This is a genomic window from Metabacillus sp. GQ13 (assembly GCF_059758525.1).
Genome location: NZ_JCAXET010000013.1, coordinates 48253 through 70808, shown reverse-complemented (window position 1 = coordinate 70808; position 22556 = coordinate 48253). Strand labels below are relative to the sequence as shown.

General features: G+C 34.4%; 16 protein-coding genes. 14 read left to right on the top strand and 2 right to left on the bottom strand.

Annotated elements, in window-relative coordinates; all coding sequences use genetic code 11:
* Window positions 1-16: 16 nt before the first annotated feature.
* Both AC6CHR_RS16590 and AC6CHR_RS16585 read left to right on the top strand, forming a co-directional pair.
* A complete protein-coding gene (locus AC6CHR_RS16590; protein WP_498250112.1) occupies window positions 17-1342 on the top strand; it encodes an alpha-glucosidase/alpha-galactosidase in 1326 nt (441 codons plus the stop codon).
* 481 nt (window positions 1343-1823) lie between these two features.
* The gene (locus tag AC6CHR_RS16585; protein WP_498250111.1) at window positions 1824-3080 is read left to right on the top strand and encodes an MFS transporter; all 1257 of its coding nucleotides are present in this window, start codon (window positions 1824-1826) and stop codon (window positions 3078-3080) included.
* Between the two features lie 93 nt (window positions 3081-3173).
* Here the strand turns inward: AC6CHR_RS16585 and AC6CHR_RS16580 are convergent, their stop codons facing one another.
* On the bottom strand, window positions 3174-3644 hold the full coding sequence (locus AC6CHR_RS16580; protein WP_498250110.1) for a YndM family protein: 471 nt from the start codon (window positions 3642-3644) through the stop codon (window positions 3174-3176).
* 316 nt (window positions 3645-3960) lie between these two features.
* Here AC6CHR_RS16580 and AC6CHR_RS16575 point away from each other — a divergent pair, with 316 nt between their 5' ends.
* From AC6CHR_RS16575 to AC6CHR_RS16525, 11 genes are all read left to right on the top strand, one after another.
* The gene (locus AC6CHR_RS16575; protein WP_498250109.1) at window positions 3961-5286 is read left to right on the top strand and encodes an extracellular solute-binding protein; all 1326 of its coding nucleotides are present in this window, start codon (window positions 3961-3963) and stop codon (window positions 5284-5286) included.
* A gap of 173 nt (window positions 5287-5459) precedes the next feature.
* A complete protein-coding gene (locus AC6CHR_RS16570; RefSeq protein ID WP_498250108.1) occupies window positions 5460-6338 on the top strand; it encodes a carbohydrate ABC transporter permease in 879 nt (292 codons plus the stop codon).
* A 59-nt stretch (window positions 6339-6397) separates the two neighbouring features.
* Window positions 6398-7252, top strand: coding sequence for a carbohydrate ABC transporter permease (locus tag AC6CHR_RS16565; RefSeq protein ID WP_498250225.1), 855 nt, complete (start codon window positions 6398-6400; stop codon window positions 7250-7252).
* A gap of 23 nt (window positions 7253-7275) precedes the next feature.
* Complete coding sequence (locus tag AC6CHR_RS16560) at window positions 7276-9426, top strand: glycoside hydrolase family 52 protein (RefSeq protein WP_498250107.1); 2151 nt, start codon at window positions 7276-7278, stop codon at window positions 9424-9426.
* Window positions 9427-9743: 317 nt separating this feature from the next.
* On the top strand, window positions 9744-10139 hold the full coding sequence (locus tag AC6CHR_RS16555) for a VOC family protein (protein ID WP_498250106.1): 396 nt from the start codon (window positions 9744-9746) through the stop codon (window positions 10137-10139).
* Between the two features lie 653 nt (window positions 10140-10792).
* Window positions 10793-12556: a cache domain-containing sensor histidine kinase gene (locus AC6CHR_RS16550; protein WP_498250105.1), complete on the top strand. Its 1764-nt coding sequence runs from the start codon at window positions 10793-10795 to the stop codon at window positions 12554-12556.
* Window positions 12528-13313, top strand: coding sequence for a response regulator transcription factor (locus tag AC6CHR_RS16545; protein WP_498250104.1), 786 nt, complete (start codon window positions 12528-12530; stop codon window positions 13311-13313). The genes AC6CHR_RS16550 and AC6CHR_RS16545 overlap by 29 nt, the downstream gene beginning before the upstream one ends.
* Window positions 13314-13385: 72 nt before the next feature.
* Window positions 13386-14702 (top strand): extracellular solute-binding protein, encoded by a 1317-nt coding sequence (locus AC6CHR_RS16540; RefSeq protein WP_498250103.1) that lies wholly within the window; start codon window positions 13386-13388, stop codon window positions 14700-14702.
* 335 nt (window positions 14703-15037) lie between these two features.
* Window positions 15038-16114: an undecaprenyldiphospho-muramoylpentapeptide beta-N-acetylglucosaminyltransferase gene (gene murG, locus AC6CHR_RS16535; RefSeq protein ID WP_498250102.1), complete on the top strand. Its 1077-nt coding sequence runs from the start codon at window positions 15038-15040 to the stop codon at window positions 16112-16114.
* A 577-nt stretch (window positions 16115-16691) separates the two neighbouring features.
* Complete coding sequence (gene wrbA, locus AC6CHR_RS16530) at window positions 16692-17366, top strand: NAD(P)H:quinone oxidoreductase (RefSeq protein WP_498250224.1); 675 nt, start codon at window positions 16692-16694, stop codon at window positions 17364-17366.
* A 420-nt stretch (window positions 17367-17786) separates the two neighbouring features.
* Complete coding sequence (locus tag AC6CHR_RS16525; RefSeq protein WP_498250101.1) at window positions 17787-18851, top strand: hypothetical protein; 1065 nt, start codon at window positions 17787-17789, stop codon at window positions 18849-18851.
* Window positions 18852-19435: 584 nt separating this feature from the next.
* Here AC6CHR_RS16525 and AC6CHR_RS16520 read toward each other — a convergent pair.
* Window positions 19436-20539, bottom strand: a complete 1104-nt coding sequence (locus AC6CHR_RS16520; RefSeq protein ID WP_498250100.1) for a lactonase family protein — start codon at window positions 20537-20539, stop codon at window positions 19436-19438.
* An 81-nt stretch (window positions 20540-20620) separates the two neighbouring features.
* Here AC6CHR_RS16520 and AC6CHR_RS16515 point away from each other — a divergent pair, with 81 nt between their 5' ends.
* Window positions 20621-22336, top strand: a complete 1716-nt coding sequence (locus AC6CHR_RS16515) for an ABC transporter ATP-binding protein (protein WP_498250099.1) — start codon at window positions 20621-20623, stop codon at window positions 22334-22336.
* Window positions 22337-22556: the final 220 nt, after the last annotated feature.

Genomic DNA, 22556 nt, shown 5'->3' with positions numbered 1-22556 from the left:
GAAAGGAAGATCAATTATGTCAAAAATTACATTTATCGGAGCTGGAAGTACAGTTTTTGCAAAAAATGTGCTAGGAGATTGCATGACTGTTCCTGCATTAGCAGGGTTTGAATTTGCGCTATTTGATATCGATGAGCAAAGATTGAAAGATTCAGAGAATATGTTAAATAACTTAAAAAATAACTCGAAAAGTAACGTTTTGATTAAGGCGTATTCGAATCGAAAAGAGGCTTTAAGAGGAGCGAAATATGTTATTAATGCGATTCAGGTAGGGGGCTACAAGCCAAGTACAGTTATAGATTTCGAGATTCCTAAGAAGTATGGATTACAACAAACAATTGCTGACACAACAGGTATTGGCGGGATTTTTCGTTCGCTTCGGACGATTCCGGTTATGCTAGATTTTGCAAAGGATATTGAAGAGGTATGTCCTGATGCGCTTTTCTTAAATTATACCAATCCAATGGCTAGCTTGACGGGTGCTATGTTGCGATATACGAACGTTAAAACAATCGGATTATGCCATAGTGTTCAAATTTGTACAGAGCATCTTTTTAGGGACTTAGAAATGGATCATGAAGGTATTGAGGAGAAAATTGCTGGTATTAATCATATGGCTTGGCTACTTGAGGTTAAACGTGATGGCAAGGATCTCTATCCAGAGATAAAAAGGCGTGCCAAGGAAAAACAAAAGACAAATCATGAAGACATGGTGCGCTATGAGTTAATGGATAAATTCGGTTATTATATCACCGAGTCATCAGAACATAATGCAGAATACCATCCGTATTTTATCAAGAGAAAGTATCCAGAACTGATTGACCGTTTTAATATTCCGCTAGATGAATACCCACGTCGATGTGTAAATCAAATTGAAAAATGGGAATCTATGCGCGAAGAAATGGTGAATAATACTAAACTTACACATACTCGGTCACATGAATATGGATCAAGAATAATAGAAGCAATGGAAACAAATATACCGTTCAAATTTGGAGGGAATGTTTTAAATAAAGGTCGCTTAATCAGCAATCTTCCAGAGAAGGCAGTTGTCGAAGTACCATGTGTTGTTGATCGTAGTGGGATTATGCCAACATATATCGGTGACTTGCCAGAGCAATTAGCAGCACTGAACAGAACAAATATTAATACCCAATTACTAACAATTGAGGCAGCAATGACTAGAAAACGTGAGCATGTCTACCAAGCTGCAATGTTAGATCCACATACAAGTGCAGAACTTTCAATAGATGACATCATCTCAATGTGTGACGAGCTAATTAAAGCACACGGAGACTGGCTCCCACAATTTATCGATAATAGATCAGCAGTTTTAAAGTAGAGAGTAGCGGGGACAGACCCCATTCTTTTTAAAGAATGGGGTCTGTCCCCGCAAAATTAATATCTAAATTCATCTCCAAATCAGGTGAAATACTCACCAATCACCTAAATCCATTCTCCTAATTAAGGAAAATACTCTCCTAATCAAAATATCCAAAAAATATAAAATGATCTAAAACTATAATCATAGTATACTAAATTTATACATATTAATTGACGAAGGAAAACATTGCTTTAGTCTCTTTTCTAAAAATATGTTCTTTAATACAGGAGAAATCGACTTTTGGCTAGTTCTATTTAAACTAGAAGCTATTTCAAAAGAAAGTAGAGGAGTACCTAAGCGGAAAAGCACGATGATAAGCTTGAACTGTTTTGTCATTCCTTGAACGAAACAACAAACCTTGCAAAACAGTCATGTTTAATTACCTTTAGGGCAAAGAATTTACTCATCAAAAAATAAATGATCTAAGAAAGGTTTTTCAATGGATGCTATAACTCAGATTCAAAAACAAACTCAAAAAAAATCCGTATTACTTCCCTACCTAGTTATCTTTATTGGTTATCTGGTTTTCGGATTCTCAGAAAATATTAAAGGACCAGCTATACCACGTATTCAAGCAGACTTTGGGATTGACGAGCTTCAAATTGGAACTCTTCTAGCATTTAATTCATTAGGCTTTTTATTAGCTTGTAGTTTTACTGGCTTATTATCAGCTAGGTATGGAATAAAATTAGCTAGTTTACTTGCTTTTGGATCCATGACTGTTTCTGGCGTGCTTATTTATCTTTCTAACCATTATTTCACATTTTCTCTTTCTTATTTCTTTATGTATATCGGAAATGGAATGCTCGAAATTGCATTGGCAATTCTAACGGCAAGAATTTTCACTAGAAATACAGGTTTTATGATGAATTTATCACATTTCTTCTATGGTCTTAGTTCAACAATTGCACCGATGTTGGCAACAGGCTTAATGGGATTGCATCTCTTTGGCCCTGAGTTAGGTTGGCGGGGGATGTATATATTCGTTCTTTCGCTATGCCTCATTCCTATGATACCGACAATTTTTAGTAAGTTTCCAAAGAATGAAGTAACGATGGCGGAGAGGATCCCTTTGAAAGTATTTGTAAAGGATCCTGTTGCATGGTTTATTATTAGCATTCTGTCATTAGGAGTTATTGTTGAATTGTCTATAGCTGGCTGGCTTGTTAATTTCTTAGAGAAAGCCTACCATTGGAGCGCAACTTCATCTTCAATAATGCTATCGGTGTTTTTTTTATGTTTTATGTTAGGGAGATTATTACTAGGGATCATTACGGATAAAATTGGTTTTATGAAATCAATTATCATTTTCGCAGCTATATCTGGGATTTCGACAATCCTTGGAACCATAATTGGATCATCAGCTGTATGGTTATTCGCACTGGCTGGATTAGGGGTAGCTCCTATTTATCCTACAGTTATGGCTTTATTAGCGAAACGCTATTCGAATGGTATCGATACAGCGATATCATTCACTGTAACAGTAATGGGGATTTCAACAGTAATCGGGAATTTCCTGATCGGAGCCATAATCGAGTTTTTCAAGAATTGGTTTAGTACATTATATGGAGCAGAAGTTGGATTAACTCGCGGTTTTCAGGCAGGGTTTGTATTTATCGGGTTATGTGGTATTTTATGTTCTATTTTAAGCATCATCTTGTTTCGGAATTTAAGAGTCAGGAACCAAGTCATGTAAAACGAAAAAAATAGACGAACCAACCTCCTTAACATAAGGGGTTGGTTTTTTCTGATTATGAAAATAATAAAATTCAGCAAATCTAGTTGCTCATTAAGGTTCATTCTTCTTTTCCATATTCGTTTTACTAATTGCATGGATATCTTCTTCCTCGGCAAATTCAGTTCCAAAAGCAAGAGAGGGATTTATTCCTGAATATCTAGTTTCGATTGATTGATCAGCATTTACACGATCCTGCAAGAATAAGTGAACAAAAACCTCTGCAGCCGTAATGATTGTAGCAGAAATTATACTTCCCCATGCTATTTGAAGGTAACTATCTAAAAGAATTGTCCCGAATATCCATACACTCAAGTATACTAACAAAAAATCTGAAATTGCTGCTGCTCTTTTACCAAGCTGAGGTAGGATGACTAACTCACCAAGAAGGTAGGAAGCGAGTGTAACAAAGAAACTAAAAGAAAGAATATCAATGATGGTCGCATCAAAGAATAAATCAAGACCAATTCCAAAGGCTATCAAACATGTAACGAATTTTATAAGTAACACATAAATATGTTTCATCATCAACCTCCTGTTTATTAGTTTAAATCAAAAAGCAAAATTTCATACATTGGAAGGAAAGAAATTTAACTTGAGTACTGAAGATGAGCAATCTAAAAATTAGTGTAGCAGTTTGGAAACTCAGTGGAAGAAAACTCTGCCTTTTTTTATTAGTGGTAAATTATAGAGTTAAACAAATGATGAAACAGAAAATGAAAGGGCTTTCTAAAAATAGTAGTATTTTTCCTAATCATAGTGACCTATTATCAAGTTATTGTCGGTGATAGAATTTAAATGTAAACAAAAACTAAAGAATATGACTGAGGGGGTTTTTTATTTGTTTAGTAAGAAAGCGATTACATCGTTAGTGTCATTGGCATTAATGGCGATGCTGGTTTTGGCAGGGTGTTCGTCGTCATCAAATTCTGATGGTGGAAGTGATTCGGGAGATTCAAAGGGTGAAAAGAAGGTTATTGAATTTATGCATTTATGGCCTGAAGGTAGTTCAAAAGCACAGTACACAATTGTTGATGACATTATTAAAAAGTATGAAAAAGAAAACCCAGATATAAAAATTGAAACAGAAATATTAGGAAATGAACAATACAAAGATAAAGTAAAAGTTCTTTCCGCTTCAAATGAGCTACCAGACGTTGGTATTACTTGGGCAGCTGGTTACCTACAACCTTTCGTTGATGGGAATATGTTTGCACCACTTGATGATGTAATCGAAAGTGATTTCAAAGATTCATTTGTATCAGGTACTACAGAAGCATATGCATTGGATGGTAAAACTTATGGATTGCCACTTGAATTAAATATTACACCTGTTTATTACAATAAAGAAATCTTTGAGAAGAATAATTTAGAAGTACCAAAAACATATGATGAATTTTTAACTGTTGTTGAAACACTCGTAGATAAAGGGATTACTCCTATTACAGTTGGTAATAAAGATCGTTGGACTGGTTCTATGTGGTATATGTACCTTGCTGATCGAATCGGTGGTCCAGAAACATTAACAAATGCGATCAACCGTACTGGTAGTTTTGAAGACCCAAGTCTAATTAAAGCAGCTGATGAAATTAAAAAGCTAGTAAAAATGGGAGCATTTGAAAAAGGATTTAACGGCTTATCAAACGATGAAGCAAAAGGTTATTTCATGAATGAACAAGCGGCTATGTACTTAATGGCAACTTGGGAATTACCAAACTATACAACGAGTCCTGATGTAGATCAAGCTTTCAAAGATAAAGTTGGTTACTTTAAGTTCCCTACCTATGACGGCGGAAAAGGTGACATTGATAGTTTTGTAGGTGGACCTGGTGTTGGTCTATTTGTATCAGAAAAATCTGAAGTTAAAGAAGAAGCAAAAGAATTTGTGTCTTACTTAGTTACAGAATGGGGTAAACGTTCCGTTACAGATGCAGGTGTTATTCCAGCAACAGTTGTAGATACATCTAATACAGATCTTGATCAAATGTACATCGACATTCTTAATGATTTAGGTAATGCAACTAATCTTACATTATATGCTGATGTTCAAATGAGTCCTAATGTTGCAGAAGTTCATTTAGACATGATTCAGGCATTGTTCGGTGATCAAGTTACACCGGAAGAATTCGCTAAAAAGCAAGAGGAAGCACTTGCTAGTGAAGAATAAATCATAATATTTTTTTGAAAAATAGTGAATGACTCAAAGTAATCAAGGGTCAGACCCCTAATCTCACTAAATAGAATCTTTACTTAAAAAAGGGTTCAATGAATTGGTGATTGTAGAGGGGGTCAGACCTTTTTGAGTCAACGTATTCATCATAGAGGAGAGGAGCTTAGAAGATGAAAAATGTAATGTCAAACAAACTTGTCATTGCTCTTTACGTACTTCCTGCATTACTTCTAATTTTAGTCTTAATCTATATTCCTATTATTTTAACTGGTTATTATGGTTTGATGGACTGGGATGGAATTGGACAGATGAAGTTTATTGGACTTGAAAACTATATAAATTTAATGAAAGATAAAATGTTTTGGGATAGTACCTACCATTCGTTTTTATTAGCAATATTCTCTACTATTAGTTTAATTGGTTATTTAATTATCTCAATGGTCCTAGCTAGTAATATAAAGGGAGCAGATCTATTCAGGAAAATATATCTCATTCCAATGTTATTATCGTCTGTTGCAATTGCACAGCTTTGGTCGAAAATTTTTGACCCAGCAAATGGTATGCTTAATAGCTTACTTACTACATTAGGTATGAAAGAAACACCATTGTGGTTGGCTGATCCTGACATTGTATTATTTGCTATTTTTATTCCGATCATATGGCAATACGCCGGTTTCTACATCATTATTTATTATGCTGCCTTAAAAAATGTTCCAGAGGAAATTATCGAGGCTGCTAAAATTGATGGTGCTAGCCCATTTCAAATTGCTTATAAAATAAAGTTACCTCTGATCTCAGCTGTATTTAAAGTTACGATTGTTTTGGCTATTGTTGGTTCATTAAAGTATTTTGACTTAATCTTTGTTTTGACAGGCGGAGGACCTAATGGTGCAAGTGAGGTTATCGCATCTTATATGTATAAAGAAGCATTTAAAACGTATGATTTTGGCTACGGAAGTGCGGTTGGATTTGCATTGCTAGTAATTTGTCTAGTCATGACGTGGCTTATCAGTAAACTAACTCAATCAAAAGACGCAGGACAATTTTAAAAAGGGGAGTGAAAAAGGTGAGTGAGGTTGCAGCAGGAAAGCAAACAAAAAATACCCAGATCACATCACCCAAAACGAATAATTCTTTTGGGAAACGTATTGGATTTGGTGTATTATACCTAGTCTTAGCTATAATCGCAATTTTTCAGATTTACCCATTGGTTTGGTTATTCTTTTTCTCATTGAAAACAAATCAAGAAGTCTTTGGTATGTCCCCGTTCGCTTTACCAAAAGATCCTCAATGGGGAAATTACGTAAAAGTTTGGACACAGGGAGATATTGGCCTCTATTTTATTAATAGTGTGTGGATCACGATTGTAGCTGTATTTTTAACTATTATCTTAGCAAGCTTTGTAACATTTGCAATTACTAGATTGTATTGGAAGTTTAGTAAGCTTGTGCTTGGATTGTTTATGGTGGGTATAATGATCCCTTTGCATTCAACATTAATTCCATTATTTAGTTTTTATAATAATTTGAATTTAATTGACAATCCACTATCAATTATTTTATCTTATACTGCATTTAATTTACCATTAACAATTATGATCTTATCAGGGTTTTATCAGGCACTTCCTCGTGAAATTGAAGAGGCTGCTGTTATGGATGGTTGTTCTATTCATCGGATTTTTTTCCGAATTACTCTTCCAATGACAACACCAGTAATCGCAACTACTGCAATCATTAATATGATTTATAACTGGAATGAATTTGTGTTTGTTAACACATTTATAAGCTCTGATAAGTGGAAGACATTAACTGTTGGTGTTAATAACTTTGTTGGACAATATTTGACCGATTGGGGTGCAATAGGAGCTACCTTAATGATTAGTATTGTTCCGATTTTGATTGCCTTTCTTCTATTAAGTAATCGTATTGTAGACGGTATTGCGGCTGGATCTGTAAAAGGTTAATAAATTCAAAGGAGTATTATAAAATGACGAAAAATCAATTTTTTAATGCACATCATTCTCCAATTGGATCATTTTCAAGTTTTACACTAGGTTTTCCTGGAAGTGGTGGAGGACTAGACTTAGAACTAGGTCGTTCACCCAAAAAAAGTGTCTATGTAGGGGTGGAATCTTCAGAAAAAGAAGGGGTATATGATGCTTTACCTTTTTTTGATTTAGGTGAGGATGAAAGTAAACGTTATGATATTGAAAATCCTGACCCAGATCAAAATAAACAAAAAATCATCTTTCCTTATGATAAAAGACACGTTGAACGAGAATTTAAACTTGGTACTGATACATGGAAAGCCGGGGATCTAACATTCACGATCTATTCTCAAGCATCGTCTATCCCAGAACCAGGGACTGCTACAGATAGAGAAATGATGTTAGCCTTAGTCCCTGCCGTACTAGCAGAAGTTACCATAGATAATATAAAAGGAACAAAAACACGTCGTGCCTTTTTCGGATATGAAGGTAGTGATGTTTATAGTTCAATGAGACGACTTGATGATACTTGCGAAAGTCTATCAGGTGTAGGTCAGGGAAGACTTACAGCATTAACTTCTTCAGACATAGAAGTTAAATCGGCTCTTCACTTTAGCTTAGAAAATATTTTAACCACAGAACTTGAAGAAAATTGGACCTTTGGTTTAGGCCCATTGGGTGCTATGGTTATGGACGTTCCTGCAGGACAAAAGAAAACGTATCAATTTGCGATAAGCTTTTTCCGTGCTGGCTTTGTCACAGCAGGTTTAGATTCAACTTATTACTATACAAATTATTTTAAGAATATCGAGGATGTTTCACGTTTTACGTTGGATAACTTTGAATTATTAAAGCAACGTGCGCTTAAATCTAATGAACTACTAAATGTGGAGCACCTATCTGAGGATCAAAAGTTTATGATGGCTCATTCAATTCGTAGTTATTATGGATGTACACAGTTGCTTGATGTCGCAGGTGAACCTTTTTGGGTAGTTAATGAAGGTGAATATCGAATGATGAATACGTTCGATTTAACCGTGGATCAACTTTTTTTTGAATTAAAAATGAATCCCTGGACAGTAAAAAATGAATTGGATATGTTCGTCAATGAATTTAGTTATTATGACCGGGTACGTTTTCAAAATGATGACAAAGAATATCCTGGTGGTATTAGTTTTACTCATGATATGGGTGTAGCTAACACTATTTCTCGTCCACATTATTCTTCATATGAAATGTATGGTATTGATGGATGTTTTTCTCATATGACTTCTGAACAACTTGTTAATTGGGTGTTAACTGCATCAGTGTATGTGCAACAATCAGGTGATGAAAAGTGGTTAGAAGAAAATTTAGATATATTTGTACAATGCTTAACGAGTATGGTAAACCGAGACCATCCAGAGCCTGAAAAAAGAAACGGAATTATGAGCTTGGATTCTTCTCGAGTTATGGGCGGGGCAGAAATAACAACTTATGATAGTCTTGATGTATCTCTTGGTCAAGCTAGAAATAATATTTACTTAGCAGGTAAATCATGGGCAGCCTACGTCGCTCTGGAAAAAGTTCTAAACGAAAATGGTATGGTAGATAGTGCACAGCTGGCAGGAGAGCAAGCAGATAAGTGTGCTGGAAGTATCGTAGGTTTTGTAACACCCGATGGCTATATTCCCGCTGTTGTTGGCGAAGGAAATGACTCCAAAATTATTCCTGCAATTGAAGGCCTACTTTTCCCTTATTTCACCAATTGTAAAGAAGCACTAGATCCGGAAGGTCGTTTTGGAACATATGTACAAGTGTTGAAAAAACACCTGGAAGTTGTTTTAGTAGATGGAGTATGTCTTTTTGAAGACGGTGGTTGGAAAATTTCCTCTACAAGTAATAATTCATGGTTAAGTAAGATTTACTTATCGCAATTTATTGCTCGACAAATTCTTCATGTACGCTGGGATGAAAAAGGAGCAAAATCTGATGAGGCTCATGTAAAATGGCTAACTCACCCGACATTATCTGTATGGAGTTGGAGTGATCAAATTATTTCTGGGGAAATTACTGGAAGTAAATATTACCCTCGAGGTGTAACAAGTATTTTATGGCTTGAAGAAAACAAAGAAAATTTCCCAGAAAAAGATAGTGTAGAGACTCTATAACACTGAAATAACAGACTGTCTAATATAGGTCTATACCCAATAAATTGCAAATTTAATTGAATGACTTTCTTAGGAATAGTTCTATTAAATTAGGGATTATCGGGTCCAGACCTTTATTTTAGGCAGTCCTTTTTCAATATGCTACAGTAAAAAACATACTTGGTATTAGGCATAATGTAAAATGCTATGGGGAAAAATCAATTTCATTTACCCTTTTAGAGAATGAATATAAATAATAGGCAACGATTTAGAGTTTTGATAGAATAAATAACATAGTGTTTATCAAAGAATTCAAACATTGGAAGGAGTCCTCAAATATGATTGAATTAGAAAGTTTACACCATATTAGCCTCTCTGTTACCAATTTACAAAAGGCAAAGCATTTTTACGGAACAATGTTGGGATTCGAGGAGTTAAAACGTCCTGATTTTGACTTTCCAGGTGCTTGGTATCGTGTGGGAAACCAACAACTTCACTTAATCGTACACGAAAAATCAGCGACATTACGAAGTGATAATGAAATAAATTCAAAAGAGGGACACTTTGCGATTCGAGTAAAGAGTTATTATGAAACATTAAATCATCTCAAAGGACTTAAAATTAAACTAAAAGAAAAACCAAATAGTGATAGTGGTTTCGCACAGATTTTTTGTATGGATCCTGATTTGAATTTAATTGAGTTTAACGTTGATCAAAAATCACTTAAAGAATAGGCTCTTTGATATCTCTAGATATCACTTTTTTTAGCTAAAAAAAAGAATAGTTGATTACTTGTATGATAAATATTATAAAATGTTAATCAAAAAACAACTTTAAAAATTTTGAATTTTAAGGGGGCTGTCCAGATAGTCGTATTTTCGACTTTTGGATACCCCTTTTAATATTTCAAAACCCTGATTTATCAGCATTTTTGATTATTACATTTGAGGGGGGGGCCACTAATAGGACAGCCCCTTTTTTTAATCGTTTTTTCTATTTAATTAACTATGATAGCGTTTAATATTGTATGATAAAGAAAAGAGGTTCTATAACTATTATCCTACTACTAGTTTGTGGATGGATAGATATTTTGGTGTATCAGCTTCGTTCTAATATGACCGACATTTTCATAATTGACATGTGTTGTTCTGTCATAGTATCTAAATTTATATTTGTTTTGTCAGTAGTATGATGTCTAGCTCCAATAGTTCGTCTTTGAAAAATGAGAATGTCTAGAGAGTGGGGAAATTCAAAATCTTCCTCCTAGGTCATAAGTCACCTAGGAATAGAAGGTAAAGAACATTTTTTATTCTTGAGGGTCAATGCTTGTCGGAGCTGAATAGGGTGCTTGTGCCCTTCTTGGATTTTTCTCCAAAGGAGTTTTTATATGATAGTAATGTTAGGTAAATATAATACACTACGTAATCAAATTTTGCTGATATTTTTGAGTGTGATGATTATTGTCCTTTGTTTTGTTGGGGTAATGACATATAACATTGTCTCAGGCTTATTGAAAAATAATGCAGAAAAACAAATTCAACAAACAGCGATTGAAGCGAATGGACGTATGGAGTCCTTATATCAACAAATTGATATGCTAACAAAGCAAATCTCAACAGATTCGTATGTTCAACAAGTTTTATTAACCGAAATACAAGGGAAATTAGCCGATTTTACGGAGAGACAAAGGTTATCAAAGATTGGTAACAGGTATCAAGCGTATTCAAACGGAATAAATTCATTTGAGATTTTTTCTGCAAAATACCGAAAACTCGTCCCATTAGACGATGAGGGATTGATCAGCCGTGTCCATTCAAAATGGATAGATGAAGCTGATAAAGCAGGGGGAAAGTTGGTATGGATTGGACAAGATCCAAAGGAGCCGGAGTTTTTCCTTGCAATCAGAAGGATTAGTTTAATGGATCGTTGGTTTTCAAATGGTGGATATTTAGTCGTACAAATTAACAAAAATTATTTCCAATTCACGGAATCAAGCCAAGATGATAATTATATGTTATTACTGGACAAAAGTAATAAACAAATCACATCAAATTATCAAGGTGATATAGATCGGGTTATCTCTGAGGATGGGGCATTATTGACATTAGATGAAAACGATTACATGTTAATAAAACAAGAATCTGAAATAACAGGTTGGACTTTGAACATCTTAACCCCAGTTAATGTATTGATGGAAGGTATATCTGTTTTAAGAGGTGCTATTATCCTATCAGGAGCATTTGGGTTTCTTATATTCGTTATTTCATCATTTTTACTTACTACAATGATCACGAACCCGATCTTAAAATTGACAAAAACAATGAAAAGAGCAAGTGATGGGGAGTTAACATTAAATCCTGAAATCTCGTCAACAATTGAAATAAATGAATTAAATCGAACCTATAATGAATTGGTTGAAAACACCAATCATTTAATTCAAGTGGTATATGAAAAAGAAATTGTAAAGAGTCAGGCAGAATTAAAAGCATTGCAGGCACAAATCAATCCTCACTTTTTATTTAATACATTGGATGCACTTTATTGGTCACTCGATGAAAAAGGAGAAGATGAACTAGCGGAATCTGTTATTGCTATGTCAGAGCTATTCCGCTATACGATTAGCAACAAAAATCAGAATGAATGGATGGCAATGAAACAAGAAATTGAGCATGTTGAATTGTATATGCAGCTAATGAAAATGAGGTTTGGTGAACGTTTCTCATGGAGTGTGGAATTACCTGCTAAATTCGAACAGATTAAAATTCCAAAACTACTCATTCAACCAATCGTTGAAAATGCTATTTTACACGGAGTCGGAAATAAAATAGGTCAGGGTTATGTAAAGGTTATCGTAGAGGCTTCGAAATTTAAAAATAACTTAGTTATATCAGTAAAAGATAATGGACCTGGGATGGACAAAGATAAGATCGCGAAAATTAGGAGTTTAATTGAAACAGGAAAGGTTTCCTCTATGAAAGGAAATGGGATGGCGATTGCTAATGTTCATAAACGCTTACAACTCTATTATAAAAGTGATGAGATGAATAATATAGACATTCAGAGTGAAATAAACAAAGGGACTTGTTTTACTTTTGAGATACCAATTAATGGGGGATGGTCTAATGATGAACAAAGTGATTCTAATTGTTGACGATGAGCCTAAAACAAGACAAGGCTTAAAGAAAACTTTAGAGGGTTGGTCAGATGGGAGTTATGAGGTTATTAGTGAAGACAGTGCTGCAGCTGCGATTAAAATATTAAGTGAAAGAAAGATAGATATTTTAATAACAGATATATCAATGCCTGAAATAAGTGGGATAGAAATGTTGAAAATGTTGAAAATCCAGCAACAATATCCAGTTGTTATTATTATTTCTGCTTATTCGGAATTCAACTATGCACAAGAGGCAATCCAACTAGGCGTGTTAGATTATCTACTAAAACCAATTGGCAAAGAGAAATTAATAGAGGCAGTGGAACAAGCGATTGTGGTTCAAGAAAAGAAGGAGCGTCAAGGAAAGATCCACAAAATTGTTGACGATATATTGGTAGATGTGAAAGTAGATGATCGTGTTGAGGATTCACCTATTCAAATGGCGATAAACTATGTTGATGCAAACATAGATAAGCCACTAACCTTGAAGGAAGTAGCAAATTATGTGCATTTAAACCCAAGTTATTTTAGCGTTTTATTTAAAGAACAAGCAAAGATGAACTTTAGTGAATATGTCACTAGGAGCCGGTTGCAAAAAGCGAAGAATTTATTAATTGTTTCTAATCTTTCTGTGGGTGAAATTGCTGAAAATGTAGGCTATAGTACCGCAAAGTATTTTATTAAACTCTTTAAAGAATATGAGGGGCAAACCCCAAGTAAATATCGAAAAAGTTCAACCATTCATGAAAATTGAAAAAAGTAGATCTTTTACAAAGGACTAATGAATTTGTGAATATACAACAATCAAATAAAGGGGATTTTGTATATGAAGGGGAAAACGGCTTCAATGCTGGGTATACTAGTATTAATAGTAGGGTCAGTGATAGTAGGATGTTCTAGTTTAACAATAACGAGTAACAAAGGGGGATCGAAATCGACAGAAATAGTAACTGTGAAATTAATGCATTTATGGCCAGCTAGAAGTTCTAAACAACATAATTTGATTGTAAATGACATAGTTGCCGAGTATGAAAAGATAAATCCCAATGTGGAAATTGAACAAGAAATGATAAGTAATGAACAATATAAAGAAAAGTTAAAAATATTATCAGCATCTAATGAACTCCCTGACGTAGGGATGACCTGGGCTGCTGGATTCTTAGATCCTTATGTAAAAGGAAATAAATTTGCAACCCTCGATGATTTATTAGAAGGAGAACTCGGGGATTCGTTTATTTCCGGAGCGCCAAGAGCATATGCTGTTCGCGGAAAAACATACGGTTTACCACTTGAATTGAATATTGTACCAGTCTTTTATAATAAGAAAATATTTGAGGAATATAATTTAAAAATCCCTGAAACCTATAAGGAATTTATTAATATAATAAGTAAATTAAATGAAAATGGTGTAACGCCTATCACTTTAGGGAACAAAGATCGTTGGTCAGGCTCGCTTTGGTATATGTATTTAGCCGATCGGATTAGCGGGACAGAAACAGTTACAAAGGCAATTAATCGTACTGGCACGTTTAAAGACCCCGCCTTAGTTCAAGCAGCAACTGAAATTCAGAACTTGGTCGGTATGAATGCTTTTGTAAAGGATTTTAATGGTTTATCAAATGAGGAAGCGAAAAGTTTGTTTACGAATGAACAGGCTGCAATGTACTTAATGGCCACATGGGAACTGCCAAACTTCACGACAAATGAGGATATCGTAGAGGATTTTCGCAATTCAGTGGGCTTCTTTAAATTTCCTACTATTGAAGGTGGAAAAGGAGATATTAATAGTTTTGTTGGTGGGCCTGGGGTAGGCTTGTTTGTATCGGAAAATTCACTTGTGAAAGAAGAAGCGAAAAGGTTCGTACAGTTCTTTGTTGAAAAGTGGGGAGAAAGATCTGTTACAGATGCAGGTGTGATTCCAGCGACAAAGGTTGATACGACCAATTTAGAATTACCACAAATGTATATTGATGTATTAAATCAATTGAATAATGCAAGTAACATAACCTTATATGCAGATGTACAAATGGGTGCCTCTGTTGCTGAGGAACATCTGAATCAGATTCAAGCACTATTTGGTGGAGCGATAACACCTGAGGAGTTTGCTAAGGGACATGAAGAAGTTCTTGAGAATAATAAATAAATTACTACTAGAAATAACATTAAAAAAGCTGCTAGATTCTATCATAAAGGGTTTAGTCCAGGAAAAGGGATATCATTATGAAATGTAAATACATCCTGATGTAAAATTAAGCGCTACTAATCCTGAGGGTGCTAGAATTGAGAGTAAAATATATGGAAGGACATGTTATTTGACCAAAATATAGTGTTGAGAACATAGTGTTTTAACATCAAAGAAAACTGATTTCATAACTTTCAGAAAAATATTAATATGATGAATTTATTTATTACATCTACTTGGAGAACTAGAAAAGAGCCTTGAAAACAAAGAAAAAGCTCGTATTATTAGGAGGAAATATGGCATATAAATCGATTGTATTTACTGGTGGTGGTTCTGCAGGCCATGTAACGCCAAATTTGGCATTAATCAGTGAGATTGATGTCGATGATTGGGATATACACTATATCGGATCAACACAGGGAATTGAAAAGGAATTAATAGATCAAATCAAAATACCCTATTATGGGATAAGTAGTGGGAAAATGAGAAGGTATATAGACCTTGAGAATATATTTGATTTATTTAGAGTGATAAAGGGCTGTTCGGAAGCTAGGAGAATCTTGAAAAAGGTAAAACCAGATTTAGTATTTTCAAAAGGAGGGTTTGTATCAGTACCTGTTATTGTTGCAGCAAGTTCATTAAAAATCCCTATCTTTATTCATGAAAGTGATATCACTCCTGGGCTTGCTAATAAAATATCCCAAAGATTTGCATCAAAGATATTTACCTCGTTTGAAGAAACAAAAAAATACTTTCCTGTAAAAAAGACTATGGTTATTGGTTCTCCTATAAGGAAAGAAATAATGAGTGGTACAGCATCGAGAGGATATAGGCTTCTAGGATTTGATGACTCACGTCCGATATTAACCATAATGGGTGGGAGCTTAGGTGCTAAGAAAATTAATGAAGCTGTTAGAAAATCATTGAAGGAATTAACTATAAAGTATCAGATTGTTCATATATGTGGAAAAAATCAAATCGATCCTCACTTATTAGGTGTTTCAGGTTATCAACAATTTGAATATGTTTATGAGGAATTAGCAGACATTTTAGCAGCGACTAACCTTGTTGTCACGAGAGGTGGTTCGAATTCCATTTTTGAATTTAAGGCATTAAAAATACCGATGCTTATTATACCTCTACCTTTACACCAAAGTAGAGGAGATCAAATTTTAAATGCCAATTCATTCGAGAATAATGGGTATTCTGTTACATTAGCGGAAGAAGGACTAACCCCTGATTCATTGGTCGAATACTTGGAAATCGTTCAAAGACAGAGTGATGATATTAGAAGAAATATGGAATCATCATTGAATAGGGATACACTATCTTTACTAAAAAGTGAAATTGAAAATGTGCTAATCTCATCATAAAACGTTTGACTCAAAACCAGGATTCATTCTCTATGGAATCCTGGTTTTATCTATCCAGATATCCATTTTCATTTAAGACATAATTATTTGGTAGATAAGGTTGGAAAGTAGATCAAAAGCTAAATTTATTCTTTCTATTGAATTAAAAATGTCTTTTAGGGTAATAGATTAAAGTAGGTCTTATTCCATAGATATACCAAATCAGGGAGGGAAGAAGAAGAAGGATACAGCTGAAATATCTATGATACGAAAGAATTTGATATTCATAAATTGAGACCAAGATAGCAGACCTAACAAGGGGTTAAGAGTACAAATTTATCTGTATTTGATATAAAGAAGCGAAATTCCGAATGGTGTGTGTACTCGAACCTTCAATCTAATTCGGTGGATAGTGACAATATTATTTAACGGCAGTTTATCGACAAGCAGATAATCAATATGCAATGGTTGTGAAATCTTTACTATAAGAATGAAGACCTAAATAAGTTTCGTTATTATTGATAACAGAATGAGATTAATATCTAATAGGCAAACTAGATTTATTGTTATGAAATGGGTATGAGTGGAGGTGAATGAGATAGGTTTTTTAGATAGATTATTTGGAAGTAAATCAATTGAAAATAATAAGGAGCTGAAGGAAATGACAAACATTAAATTAGCGGTAATTTATTATAGTTCCTCTGGAACAAACTATAAATTGTCTGGTTGGGCAGAAGAAGGCGCAAAAGAAGCAGGTGCTGAAGTAAAGGTTTTGAAGGTACCAGAAACAGCTCCACAATCAGCGATTGATTCTAATCCGGTATGGAAAGCACATGTTGATGCAACAAGTGCTGTACCAGAGGTAAACTTAGATGACCTTGAGTGGGCAGATGCGATCATTTTTAGCGTACCAACTAGATTTGGTAATATGCCATCACAAATGAAGGCTTTTCTAGATACCACAGGTGGTTTATGGTTTAACGGAAAATTAGTAAATAAAGTAGTAAGTGCGATGTCATCCGCACAAAATCCACATGGTGGACAAGAAGCAACGATTTTATCACTTTATACTACCATGTATCATTGGGGGTCAATCGTAGCATCACCAGGTTATACTGATCCAGTTCTTTATGGAGCTGGTGGAAATCCATATGGTACAAGTGTAACAGTCGACCAAGATGGAAAGATGGTTGAAGATGTTCAAGCAGCGGTCAAACATCAAGCAAAACGAACAGTTAAAGTCGCAGAATGGGTTAAAAAAGGAATGCAATAAAGAGTAAAGAGAGCTAATCCAGTAGAATTTATTTACTGGTTAGCCTTTTTTTGATTGTTTTTAAAGATCAAAATAAAAATAAACTCTTACTACCTGAAATACTAGATATATGTTAACGTGTGAGAGAAGTTCTTAATGATCGAAGCAGTATTTATAAGTGCTTTGTAAATAGAATGTTTTCTAGCACGAGGGAAAAACTAAACACTATTTTCCTATGGCATAAGCCAATCCGTCCAGAAGGTTAAAGAGTAACCTCCAGCCGGCACGTCCTATACTTTTCGCTGATAAACGGATGCCTTTGCTTTTTATTAAGAAAGGAGTAAGAATTATATTATTGATGATGCAGAAACTAAATTCACTTATGGAACGAAAATTACAAATACGTCAAAAGGATGTTTGTATACGGTAGGTTACACACTCATGCCAATTGGTATCATCTCGTTAATTCTTGGAATTTGGATGTTTACTTTACCAGACCCATTTATTGGTCTCATACCTATATTTGCGTCATTTATTACTGTTTTGCTAGCGATTGGTATTATAAGAGATGTTAGCAAACAACAGCGAATTGAGCTTTCCATACGGGTTACTCCAGAAGGAATCTATGATTCTTTTAAAAATGTTGATAAACAAACAGAGGAAAATAAGTTCTTTCCTTTTCAAAAAATTAAAACCTTATACATAGCTAGAGAATCAATGATAATGGCAGGGAATCAAAACTCAAATAATTTCTATGTGAAACCCAGGCTTTTTTGGGAGTGGGAAGAAAATGGGCAAAAGCATTATCGATCAGTCGTTATTGAAGAAAGAGAGCATTTTTTGAAGTTGCTTGAGCAATTTCCAGTTGATATCCCTTTAAAATCGATAGAATATGGAATGAATTTAATTCCTGATCATTTTCTTTCTATTATTTTATCAAATACAGAGTCAGTTGAAGTAAAAAGAACAGAACCCTTGAATTTACCTTTTGAAATATGTGTCTTCAAAATGAAACCTCTTCCTAGATGGCAATCTAGTGAAGATAAGGAAGGAAGAAATGAACTTTACAATAAACTTAATAAAATAGGAAAATACGTTTTTAACCTTGTGGTATTGGTTATTTTCCTATCTACTATTTTTGTGATGCCATCTTGGGATCTCGTGGAGGGTGAGTTTGTAACTATCCATAAGCTCTGGGTGAATGTAAGTTATCCTATCGTATTAATCATCTTTTTTTATTTTAGAGCAGGTTTCCCTTGGAAGAAAATCATTGTGCAAACATTTCTTGTAGCTGGAACATTTATAGTAGGTGGAATCCTCGCTTACATTGTAAGAGGAGTGTCGGATGAATACGTCGTAGCTATTCTTTTATTTGGTACTTTTTCACTGTTTATTGTTCCCTTGTCGTTCGTTCTTGGAAAACTATTGTATTGGTTATGGTTAGCTATTAGTGCACTAATTAGTTATGCAGGTCTTATGCCTAAGAGGAAAGTTATTGACAATTAGTAAGTTCACTAATCGTCTTTTATTTATTATTAACTTTCCTACCTAAGGATATCTATCCTACATTATCGCACCATCCTGCTGCATTTTTTACAACCTATGAATATTGATGAGAATGAAATAAGAAACTTCATATCTATATAGTGATATACTTTTTCCTCTTCAGCAACCTCCACTATTGCCAACATGTGGTGTAGATTTAATATTCTCAAAAAAGACGTATTGAATATATAGATGGCTATGTTAAAATTCAAGCGGAACTAAATTAGGTATTGAAATTGATGAAGAACATCATAGGAAACTTGCTAATGCAGGACATAATTGGCACAATCCTGTTTGGAGACATAAAAATGAGTGGTAATTATAATGGTTTGAAAGGATGAGCACATTCGTAGCTCATCCTTTCTGTTGTAATAGGTTCTTTTCTATAAGTTTGTTGCTCCTGTATGGTAAATATTGAATTTTGGGTTTTTACTGTATGCATTGGAGCTATGTTAAAAGAAAATGACAAAATAATTAAGCTGAAAACGTATAGTCGTGCTTTTTACGAAAATCAACAATCTTTGCGAAAAAAGCCTTTTAATAAGCTATACGTTTAGGAACTTCACACAAACAGGGTCTGGTACTGATACATCTGACTGTACTAAGGTTAACTTACCTGTTTCTGAATCTCTTGCAAACAAAACAAGATTACTGCTTTCTTGATTCGAGGCAACAATGAATTTTTCTGTTGGATCTAGAACGAAATCACGAGGCCAGTTACCTTCTGTTGCTGTGTATTCCAGCAATGTTAATTCACCATTGTCTTGATTAACACTGAAAACAGCAATACTGTCATGTCCACGGTTTCCTGCATAAACAAAACGACCATCTGAAGAGATGTGGATTCCACTTCCTTGACTATTTTCTTTGAAGTCATCAGGAATAGTAGAAATGTACTGTAGTTCGGTGAAAATACCACTTTCAGAATTATAACTTAAAACAATCACTTCATTGCTAAGCTCTGTCATCACATAAGCAAATTTCCCATTTGGATGGAAAGTAATGTGCCTTGGACCACTGCCAGCTTTAACTAGCAAAGTGTGAGCTTCTTCTAACTTACCATCTTCTGTCTTATATGTAATCAGTTTATCAATCCCTAAATCAATGGCCACAACATACTTTTCATCTGGTGTAAATCCAGAAAAATGAGTGTGAGGTTTTTCTTGTCTCTCATGTGGACCTTTGCCTTTATGTTCCTTGATAGAAACGACCGGATCAATAGTACCATCCTCATTTACTAGAAAAGATTCAATAGTTCCTTTATGATAATTCGCGGTCACTACTTGACGGTTTTGATGATCAATACTTACATGACAAGGTGATGCACCTTCAATTAGTTGACGATTTACTGCAGTCAGTTCACCTGTTTGATTGTTGATTTCATAGGATGCGACCCCACCATCACTACCTTCTTTGACGACAGCATATAGTGTTTTGTTATCGTTACTAACCGTTACATAAGTAGGGTTATCCAATTCAGCAACAGCTTTAACCTCACCAAGTTTTGCTGTTTCAGTATCTAATGTGAAACGATAAATACCTTTGCTAGCACCTTTTGTATAAGTACCAATATAACCTGAGAATGTTGACAAGATTTTTGCTCCCTTCTTTCCTTTACTACCTTCATTATATCGTTTGTTTAAGTTCATCAACAACATTTTGATATAACTATTTTATAATTAATGCTACTATAATAGTATTTAGAAAAAAAGACAAAGGAGCAAAAGATCATGTTAAGGCGTTTTTATTCATATTATATCCCGCATAAGAGACTTTTCATTATAGATTTTAGCTGTGCAATTATTGCAGGATTACTTGAGCTAGCATTTCCGCTTGCTGTTCAATGGTTTATTGATTCTTTGTTGCCTAGTGAAGATTGGTCAGCCATTGTATCTGTTAGTATAGGACTATTGTTTCTCTATATTGTTAGTACATTTTTACAATTTGTTGTCAATTATTGGGGACATAAACTAGGAATTAATATTGAAACTGACATGCGAAAACAGTTATTCCAACATGTTCAGAAGCAATCATTTCGATTTTTTGATAATACTAAAACCGGTAATCTTATGAGTCGAATAACCAACGATTTAATGGATATAGGTGAGCTTGCACACCATGGTCCAGAAGATTTATTTATTTCTGTGATGACATTCTTCGGAGCTTTTTGGATAATGTTTAGTATTAATGCCAAACTTGCATTAGTTGCATTAGTTATTTTACCATTCCTTGCATGGCTCATTGTTGTTAGTAATTTAAAGATGAATAAGGCATGGAAAAAAATGTTTGTTGAAATTGCAGATGTCAACTCTCGGGTAGAGGATAGTGTTTCTGGTGTTCGTGTTGTTCAATCGTTTACAAATGAGAACTATGAAAACAGTCGTTTCTCAACGAATAACAAGAAATTCCGTAAAGCGAAACTCGGTGGATATAAGATTATGTCATTTAGTTTATCGGGTATTTATATGATGACACGTTTTGTTACCCTTGCAGTCCTTGTATTTGGAGCATGGTTAAGTTATACCAATCAGCTTACATATGGAGAACTAGTTGGGTTTGTTCTATATATTAATGTTCTATTTAAACCAGTTGATAAAATAAGTGCTTTAATGGAACTATATCCAAAAGGAATGGCTGGGTTTAAGAGATTTACTGAATTGATTGATACTGCTCCAGATGTGGTGGATAGAAAAGACGCAGTCCAAGTAGAATCACTCCGAGGCAACATTGTTTTTAATGATGTATCATTTGGTTACGATGAGCATAAACGTGTTTTAAATGAGGTTGATTTAACAATTTCAGCTGGGAATACGATCGCTTTTGTAGGTACTTCTGGTGCAGGGAAAACAACAATCTGTTCACTCATTCCAAGATTTTATGATATTGATAGTGGCTCTATTAAAATTGATGGAATTGATATTCGGGATATGACTAAGCAATCTCTGCGTTCCAATATTGGTATTGTTCAACAAGATGTGTTTCTTTTCACAGGTACACTTAGAGATAATATAGCCTACGGAAAATTGAATGCAACACAATTAGAAATTGAAGAAGCAGCCAAAAGAGCACATTTAGAAAGTTTTATAGACTCGTTGCCATTTGGGTATGATACGCAAATCGGAGAGAGGGGATTAAAACTTTCAGGGGGGCAAAAGCAGCGAATTGCAATCGCAAGAATGTTTTTGAAAAACCCGCCAATTTTAATACTGGATGAAGCAACCTCTGCTCTTGATACAGAAACAGAACTAATCATTCAACAAGCGCTAACAGAGCTTGCAAAAAATCGCACAACTCTTATCATCGCACATAGATTGGCAACTATCCGTAATGCTGATCGAATTGTCGTTGTAACAGAAGATGGTATTGCTGAAGAAGGGAGTCATGAAGAATTAATTGAAAAAGATGGGATTTTTGCAAATTTACATCGAGTACAATATCAAAGATAAATGAATGTAAAGAAAAATGAAGGTTTACGTAATTAGAAAAGGAAGGGACATGATCATGCCCCTTTTTTCTGACAGTTCTGAAGTAAACAGTACTCTCGTTACTTGCTAGTAGATAATAATCGTTAAAATAACGTACAAAAAAACTCAGTCTTAATTGATGAGTTTTTTTGTCTTTTTCTAGTTAGATCGCAATTTTTTACAAAAGTAATCCATCCACTCC

Excerpts from the sequence above, each read along its gene's own strand:
- AC6CHR_RS16590 (WP_498250112.1), top strand. The coding sequence starts at position 17 with ATGTCAAAAATTACATTTATCGGAGCTGGAAGTACAGTTTTTGCAAAA.
- AC6CHR_RS16585 (WP_498250111.1), top strand. The coding sequence starts at position 1,824 with ATGGATGCTATAACTCAGATTCAAAAACAAACTCAAAAAAAATCCGTA.
- AC6CHR_RS16580 (WP_498250110.1), bottom strand. The coding sequence starts at position 3,644 with ATGAAACATATTTATGTGTTACTTATAAAATTCGTTACATGTTTGATA.
- AC6CHR_RS16570 (WP_498250108.1), top strand. The coding sequence starts at position 5,460 with ATGAAAAATGTAATGTCAAACAAACTTGTCATTGCTCTTTACGTACTT.
- AC6CHR_RS16560 (WP_498250107.1), top strand. The coding sequence starts at position 7,276 with ATGACGAAAAATCAATTTTTTAATGCACATCATTCTCCAATTGGATCA.
- AC6CHR_RS16555 (WP_498250106.1), top strand. The coding sequence starts at position 9,744 with ATGATTGAATTAGAAAGTTTACACCATATTAGCCTCTCTGTTACCAAT.
- AC6CHR_RS16550 (WP_498250105.1), top strand. The coding sequence starts at position 10,793 with ATGATAGTAATGTTAGGTAAATATAATACACTACGTAATCAAATTTTG.
- AC6CHR_RS16545 (WP_498250104.1), top strand. The coding sequence starts at position 12,528 with ATGATGAACAAAGTGATTCTAATTGTTGACGATGAGCCTAAAACAAGA.
- AC6CHR_RS16540 (WP_498250103.1), top strand. The coding sequence starts at position 13,386 with ATGAAGGGGAAAACGGCTTCAATGCTGGGTATACTAGTATTAATAGTA.
- murG (WP_498250102.1), top strand. The coding sequence starts at position 15,038 with ATGGCATATAAATCGATTGTATTTACTGGTGGTGGTTCTGCAGGCCAT.
- AC6CHR_RS16525 (WP_498250101.1), top strand. The coding sequence starts at position 17,787 with ATGCCAATTGGTATCATCTCGTTAATTCTTGGAATTTGGATGTTTACT.
- AC6CHR_RS16520 (WP_498250100.1), bottom strand. The coding sequence starts at position 20,539 with ATGAACTTAAACAAACGATATAATGAAGGTAGTAAAGGAAAGAAGGGA.
- AC6CHR_RS16515 (WP_498250099.1), top strand. The coding sequence starts at position 20,621 with ATGTTAAGGCGTTTTTATTCATATTATATCCCGCATAAGAGACTTTTC.